We start from the raw sequence: 6916 nt of genomic DNA on the forward strand, positions 1-6916 counted from the left end.
ACTACACCGCACTCGATTCCTTTGATTCTCATCTTCTAAATAGTTAAACGCAACGGATAATCTCAGTCGCAATATCGGGTAACGGAATCACCCTATCCGCTAACCCTGAATTTGCCACCATTCCTGGCATTCCCCAAACAACACTGGTGGCTTCATCCTGCACCCAAACCTGACCCCCAACTTGGCGAATACATTCACAGCCTAAACGTCCATCTTGCCCCATTCCGGTTAAGATAATGGCTAAGGTATTTGCCCCATACAGTTTAGCCACAGAACGAAATAGCACATCAACAGCCGGACGACAGGAGTTTTCGGGCGCGTCTTGATGGGTGCGAAGTTGTACACCTTTACCATTTCTCTCGACAATCAGATGATAATCTCCTGGTGCTATCCACGCTAACCCCGGTTCTAATTGACCCAATGTATAACCCTCAGCCACTTTAATTTGGCATTTTTGCGCTAATCGTTCAGCTAAACGGCTGGTAAACACAGGAGGCATGTGCTGTACGATCACAATGGGTATGGGAAAATTAGCGGGAAACTGGGGTAAAATTGCCTCGAGTGCTTTGGGTCCTCCAGTCGATACGCCGATCGCTAAAATTTCAATCTGAGACTTTACACTAGAGACTGTCACGGTTTGACGCTGTAGAGATGTCGCTGGAAATGGTTCTACACCCGGTTTAACCGGAGTCGAGGGCGAATCTGCACAAAATGCCTTAATTTTGGGAATCAGGTGTTTCTGAATCTGTTCGAGGGCTTCCTGTTTACTTTTCGTTTGTGGCTTGGTGACATAATCCGTCGCCCCCAGAGACAGTGCATCCAGCGTAGCCGCCGCCCCGCGTTCCGTTAGAACACTATACATAATTACAGGTAACTGCTGATCCTGCTGGCGAATTGCGGCTAATGTTTCCAAGCCATCCATTTCTGGCATGGCAACATCTAATATCACCACATCTGGCTTTATTTGAGCAAGTTTAGCCAGGGCGATTTTACCATTCGCCGCGACACCGATGACACAAAGGGCGGGATCAGCTTCGAGTACATTACTAATCATGCGCCGCGCTAGCACCGAGTCATCAACAACAAGGATATTAATGGTCATTTTTTAGGGAACAGGGAATGGGGAATAGGGAATGGGGAATGGGGAATGGGCAATGGGCAATGGGGAATGGGGAATAGGGAATAGGGAATAGGGAATGGGCAATGGGCAATGGGGAATAGGGAATTCAATATTGAAATTGCCCGACAAGTTGTTGAAGTTCCGATGCTGTTTTTGAGAGTTCTAGGGCTGAATTTTGAGTGTTGCTGGCACTTTGGGCTGTATTTTGCGCCGCATCCGCTACGCCAGTAATGTTGCGAGCAATTTCTTGGGAACCGATGGAAACTTGGTTGATGTTACGGGCAATTTCATTCGTCGTGGCGGTTTGTTCCTCCACCGCACTGGCAATCGTGGTCTGAAAATCGTTGATTTGATGAATAATGGTAGTAATCTGGGCGATCGCATCCACGGAATGCTTGGTGTCTCCTTGTATGGCTTCGACTTTCTGGCTAATGTCTTCTGTGGCATTGGCGGTTTGTTTTGCCAATTCTTTGACCTCGTTGGCAACCACGGCAAATCCTTTCCCCGCTTCTCCCGCACGGGCGGCTTCTATGGTGGCGTTGAGGGCGAGAAGGTTGGTTTGTTGGGCAATTGAGGTAATCATCTTGACAATTTTGCCAATTTCTGCACTACTTACCCCGAGTTGTGCAATGGTTTGATTGGTGGTTTCGGCGGTGGTGACGGCGGTGGTGGCGACGGTGGTGGCTTCGGCGGCACTTTTGGCAATTTCTTTGATGCTGGCGTGCATTTGTTCCATGCCAATGGCGACGGATTGGGTATTGGTACTCACTTGTTCAGCAGCCGTGGAAACGGTAGTGGCTTGAACGGAGGTTTCCTCGGCTGTCGCCCCCATGGTTTGGCTTTCTAGCGTCAGATGTTCGGAAGCATTACTGAGTGCGATCGCAACTTGGGCAATCTGTTTCACTTGATCGGTCAGATTGACTGCCATCAGGTTAACATTATCGGTTAATTCTTTCCATGTCCCGTTAACTCCTTCCACTACAGCTTGACCCCCAAGTTGTCCATTGATAACGTCTTGAGTTAAGTGGGTGACTTCATCGGCAAAGGTATTAAGTTGATCCACCATCCTATTGAGTGTTGTTTTCAGGGCTAAAATTTCCCCCTTCGCCTCGACAGTAATTTTTTTGGACAAATCTCCCTGGGCGACAGCCGTAGAAACTGCGGCGATATTGCGGACTTGTTCGGTTAGATGTGCTGCCATAAAATTGACAGTCTCGGTTAAACTTAACCAGCTACCGGATAAGCCGTCAACTGTGGCTTGTCCGCCCAATTTTCCCTCGACACCAACGTCTTGGCTGACTTGAGTGATATCGGTGACAATTGCATTCAAGCGATCCACCATTTGGTTCAATGTATCTTTTAAGGCTAAGATTTATCCCTGTGCCTCAACGGTAATTTTTTCACTAAAATCACCCTCACTAATCGCCGTAGCCACGGTGGTAATACTGCGTACCTGATCGGTGATATTTTTCGCCATCAAATTTACGTTATCGGTGAGTTCTTTCCAGATTCCGGAAACCCCCTGCACCTCAGCTTGTCCGCCTAGTTTTCCTTGGATGCCGACATCACGGGCAACTTGGCTGACTTCCACGGCAAAGGTATTCAGTTGATCAACCATTTTATTCACCGTCGTGCTAATTCGGCGAAAGAGTCCTTTTAAGGGCTTCCCTTCAAGTTCTAAGGCAATTTTTTGGGATAAATCGCCTTTGGCAACGGCATGGAGGACTCGGGCAATCTCGATTGTGGGGTTAACTAGGCTATTAATAATTTCATTAACGGTATCTACATTAGTCCGCCATGATCCTTGAAGTTCTGGACGAGAATACTGCTTATTGACTTTCCCCTCTTGGGCAACCATTCTGCCCATGCTAACTAGGTCAGTGGTAAAGGTTTGGTTAACCGTTACCATTTGATTAAAAATAGTCGCCAATTCTCCGAAGCCGTTATCAGCAGAAAGGCGAACAGAAAAGTCTCCATCTCTTACCGCTGCTAGGGCTTGTTTCAGTTCTTGTAAGGATTGGGAACTGAGTTCAGTTTCTAGAGAGGGTTCGGAGTTCAATGGTTCACTGGGCGGATCGACAGAATCAGGGTCATTAGCTGGTAAATGATTGGATTCAGTGGTAATACTTTGTTGTGTTTCCTGATTTTCGATACCTTCGGGATCTTCAAAAAAAACAGCGCGTCCAGGTTTACGATTTTTGATGAGTTTGTTATTTGTCATTGGTCTTAAGTCGGTGGACACAATTAAAGTTAGCGGTGGAGATTAGGGAACAGGGAACAGGGAACAGGGAACAGGGAACAGTAAGGGTTTGAGGGTGATTGACAAAAGTTAATACAGTACCGTTTTCTTTTGTCCGACTACTTATGTCATTGGTCTTATGTCATTCGGGCATCCCTAGTCGATTACGCAACCGCCGCGATCGCGTTGAGTAACAACTGAAATGAACTGACATCAAAAAATAGGACAATATCGCCTTGAATTTGGAGTTCTGCAATATCAAACTGAGTCCGTGCTAAAAGAATATGAGCCTGACTGTAGCCAATTTTAAAGGACAAAAGATGGTCAATATCTTCTTCTTCATAGCAAGGAATCGCATAGTCCAGTTGTTGCTCAAGTATATTGCTAATTGACCCCATAACGCCATTGAGGAGAATATTCCCCACTTCACTGAGGGTGCTAATTTTTAGAGAATCCAAATCAGGACTTTCTACATCTTCACCCGTGAGAACTGAGACTAACATTGCAGCACTTTCAGTCGGAAAAATAAGCTGGGCATTTCCTGTAAATGAACCACTAAACGGCAACTTTACAGCAGAAAGGGGATCAGAACCCAAGCGTTGTTTTTGTTGATTTTGCATGTCCAAAATAGGTAAAAGTTCCACTTCTGGAATTTGCAACCGGATATGATAGTCTATCATTTCACTCAACATCCCCGCCGCCTGACCCACTCCAATATTAATTAGCTCTTTCAAGGCATCTAATTGGTCATGAGTTAAGTCCACGCTGAGGTTCTCCTAGTTTGTTTTTGTACTCAGGGCTTGGGTGACTGCCTCGATAATTTCTGGCGCTTTTGGGGGTTTTTTCAGTAGCATAAATGCGCCTAAACTTTCACAGTGCTGACGCGCCGTTTCCTGGATATCGGCAGTGAGGATAATGACCGGAATTTTTGAGCCGCGATCGCGTAATTCTTTGAGTAAACCAAATCCATCCATTTCTGGCATTAATAAGTCGGAAATAATACAGTCTGGTGTATGATTCGCTAGTAGATCCAGACATTCACGACCATTAGCCGCTTCTAGGGTTTCGTGTCCACTTTGTTGGATGGCTTTCTTAATCATCCGCCGAGAAAAGGCAGCGTCGTCTGTAATTAAAATTAATCCCATGATGGTCAAGTCCTTATTTACTGATGCTTGGATAAATTTAAGCTGAATGGCTCTGACTTAAGCTGGGTTCGTAGTAGGCACGAAGCGTGCCAGAAGCGAAGACAGCGCTTACTACAAACTCTAAAGTCAGTGACATTCACTTTAAGCGGCTCAACATGAGCCAATTGGAGTTTGAACTAAATTGCCCTGATTATTTAAACAGGTTTGGCAATCTAATATATAGGTTTTCATTTGACCTTTTCCTTTGATATCAATCATACCGCGTTCACGAAACAAATGTTGCTGAGATAACTGCTGGTACGTCGCTTCTGTAATCTGAATACAGTTGGATAAACCCTGTTGTTCCATCCGGCTGGCGGTGTTAACGGTATCACCCCACAAGTCATAGCTAAATTTTTTAGTGCCAATCACACCCGCTACAACTGAACCCGTATGAATACCAATTCTTAAACTGAGCGGATTTCCTGTTTTTTGCATGAACTGAGTCATTACTTCCTGCATCGCCAGTGCCATTTCTAAACTTACATCAGCGTGGTCATCACGGGAAATGGGGAGTCCAGCAGCAACCATATAGCCATCACCAATGGTTTTAATTTTCTCCAATCCATACTGTTCAGTTAATTGATCAAACTCCGAAAAAATGGAATTCAGTTTCGCTAACTCTCTGGGGCTAACTTGGGCAGAAAGTTGAGTAAATCCTACCATATCCGCAAATAAAACGCTGACATTTTCAAAGTAATCGGCAATCACACCTTCTGACTGTTTCAGCCGTTGAGCAATCGGTTCGGGTAAGATATTCAGCAATAACCGTTCCGTTCGCTCTTGACTTTCAATCAGTTGGATATACAGTTGGGATTGTACAATTAAGCGACGCACCCGTTGCAGCAGGACGGGCCAATGAATGGGTTTGGTTACATAGTCAGTTGCTCCGGCTTCAAAGGCTTGATTTACCGATTTTTTGTCCTCCAATGCGGTAATCATGAGTACCGGAATTTGACTGGTTTTAGGATTTTTTTTGAGCTGTTGGCAGCAGGTAAAACCATCCATCACTGGCATCATTGCATCCAGTAAAATAATATCTGGAGATGTATGTTTACAAGTTCTGAGACAGTCTAAACCGTCGGATGCTTCCAGAATCTGATATCCTTCCTTTTCTATCACTCGTCTCATCAATAGTCGCTGAGTTTCTTCATCATCGACGATGAGGACTTGGGGGGACGGTATTTGGTTGTTATTGAAATTAGCAATAAGCATGGAATTATTGAGTAAGCTAAAGGGTGATATTATGTCCGGTTGAATACTCACATTTAGGTGGAGGCAAGGCAGAGGGCAGAAGGCAGAGGGCAGAAGGGAAGGATATTACGGTTATTTGGGCGGACATGATATGAAGCCAGAGGATAAATAATTGGCAGTATGACACCCTTGTCGGTTGAATCCTTGAAACCTGGTTCACCGCCATGTGATATCATGCCAAACGCGAACGTTTAGCAATATCTTTTTTGTGCTGATCACGAAGAATCCCGTTAGCTAAGTTCTCCCATCCGTTGAAAGAATAGGATTCACTGTTTATTTTTTGTGAATAGGGAATAAGATTGCAGGTTTAGACTGATACACGTAGATGTTGACGCACCGCTTGTAAGCTTTGATGCACTCCCTTGATGAGTTAGCGATTCTGTCTATGCCCTGTTTTTGCGCTTATGTTAAATTTTATCAAATTTTCTCTCTAGGTCAAAAGGTTGAGCCTACGCCAAATGTCGTAATTTTTCTAATAGATCTGTTCTAGACGAAAATTTCACCTCGCTGCATCATCAATTTTCCTCAGATAACGTATGAGCTTGTAGCTGGACAAACAGAGGATCAAGACTGCTGCTTTCATCGCCATAGACTGCATCTAGCTGTTGAGTAATCTGATCCTGTTTATGCGCTTGCAAGTAGTCTTGAAGTGCCATAGCATAAAGCTGATTCCGAGATAACCCCATACGTTTTGCGAATTGTTCCGCTGCGTCAAAAAGCGGATCAGGAATTGGGGGAAGCCAGAGGATGCTTCGCTTTTTGTTTCATGGGGGAAGCCAGAGGATGCTTCGCTTTTTGTTTCATGGGGGAAACCAGAGGATGCTTCGCTTTTTTTGCACGGGGGATGACAGCGGATGCTTCGCTTTTTTTGCATGGGAGAAGGGGGATCGGATGCTCTTGCTCCCCTCTTGCTCCCCTCTCCCAAGCTTGGGAGAGGGGCTGGGGGTGAGGGCTGGCGTGGGAGAGGGGCTGGGGGAGAGCTCATAAGGGTAGGTTTTTTAAGATTGGGGTTGAGGTAAGACAAGGAAGACAGGTAGACCAGTAGACAAGGAAGAGTGAGAACGAAAAATCGGGCGTTTCGGCTTTTAGAAGTTAGCTTGACCGAACCTAATTTTGTAC

Annotated in this window: 7 protein-coding genes; all 7 read right to left on the reverse strand. The window is 45.3% G+C overall.

Annotated elements, in window-relative coordinates; translation table 11 throughout:
* Positions 1 to 43: 43 nt before the first annotated feature.
* Positions 44 to 1102: a protein-glutamate methylesterase/protein-glutamine glutaminase gene (locus RIE73_RS12315; RefSeq protein WP_446401448.1), complete on the reverse strand. Its 1059-nt coding sequence runs from the start codon at positions 1100 to 1102 to the stop codon at positions 44 to 46.
* 124 nt (positions 1103 to 1226) lie between these two features.
* On the reverse strand, positions 1227 to 2462 hold the full coding sequence (locus RIE73_RS12320) for a methyl-accepting chemotaxis protein (RefSeq protein ID WP_446401449.1): 1236 nt from the start codon (positions 2460 to 2462) through the stop codon (positions 1227 to 1229).
* A 30-nt stretch (positions 2463 to 2492) separates the two neighbouring features.
* Positions 2493 to 3341: a HAMP domain-containing protein gene (locus tag RIE73_RS12325; RefSeq protein ID WP_446401450.1), complete on the reverse strand. Its 849-nt coding sequence runs from the start codon at positions 3339 to 3341 to the stop codon at positions 2493 to 2495.
* Between the two features lie 182 nt (positions 3342 to 3523).
* Positions 3524 to 4123 carry a chemotaxis protein CheC gene (locus RIE73_RS12330; protein ID WP_446401451.1) on the reverse strand — a complete coding sequence of 200 codons (600 nt, stop codon included), beginning with the start codon at positions 4121 to 4123 and terminating at the stop codon, positions 3524 to 3526.
* A gap of 12 nt (positions 4124 to 4135) precedes the next feature.
* Entirely contained in the window at positions 4136 to 4504 is a 369-nt protein-coding gene (locus RIE73_RS12335; RefSeq protein WP_446401452.1) for a response regulator, read from the reverse strand.
* 150 nt (positions 4505 to 4654) lie between these two features.
* Complete coding sequence (locus RIE73_RS12340; RefSeq protein WP_446401453.1) at positions 4655 to 5758, reverse strand: adenylate/guanylate cyclase domain-containing protein; 1104 nt, start codon at positions 5756 to 5758, stop codon at positions 4655 to 4657.
* A gap of 554 nt (positions 5759 to 6312) precedes the next feature.
* On the reverse strand, positions 6313 to 6483 hold the full coding sequence (locus tag RIE73_RS12345) for a ChpI protein (RefSeq protein ID WP_446401454.1): 171 nt from the start codon (positions 6481 to 6483) through the stop codon (positions 6313 to 6315).
* Positions 6484 to 6916 lie beyond the last annotated feature (433 nt).

The sequence above is a fragment of the Coleofasciculus sp. C1-SOL-03 genome, assembly GCF_040220555.1.
GTDB lineage: Bacteria > Cyanobacteriota > Cyanobacteriia > Cyanobacteriales > Coleofasciculaceae > Coleofasciculus.

What these genes read in the sequence shown, in the direction of transcription:
- RIE73_RS12315 (WP_446401448.1), bottom strand. Translation starts at nt 1,102, where the DNA reads ATGACCATTAATATCCTTGTTGTTGATGACTCGGTGCTAGCGCGGCGC.
- RIE73_RS12320 (WP_446401449.1), bottom strand. Translation starts at nt 2,462, where the DNA reads ATGGTGGATCGCTTGAATGCAATTGTCACCGATATCACTCAAGTCAGC.
- RIE73_RS12340 (WP_446401453.1), bottom strand. Translation starts at nt 5,758, where the DNA reads ATGCTTATTGCTAATTTCAATAACAACCAAATACCGTCCCCCCAAGTC.
- RIE73_RS12325 (WP_446401450.1), bottom strand. Translation starts at nt 3,341, where the DNA reads ATGACAAATAACAAACTCATCAAAAATCGTAAACCTGGACGCGCTGTT.
- RIE73_RS12335 (WP_446401452.1), bottom strand. Translation starts at nt 4,504, where the DNA reads ATGGGATTAATTTTAATTACAGACGACGCTGCCTTTTCTCGGCGGATG.
- RIE73_RS12345 (WP_446401454.1), bottom strand. Translation starts at nt 6,483, where the DNA reads ATGGGGTTATCTCGGAATCAGCTTTATGCTATGGCACTTCAAGACTAC.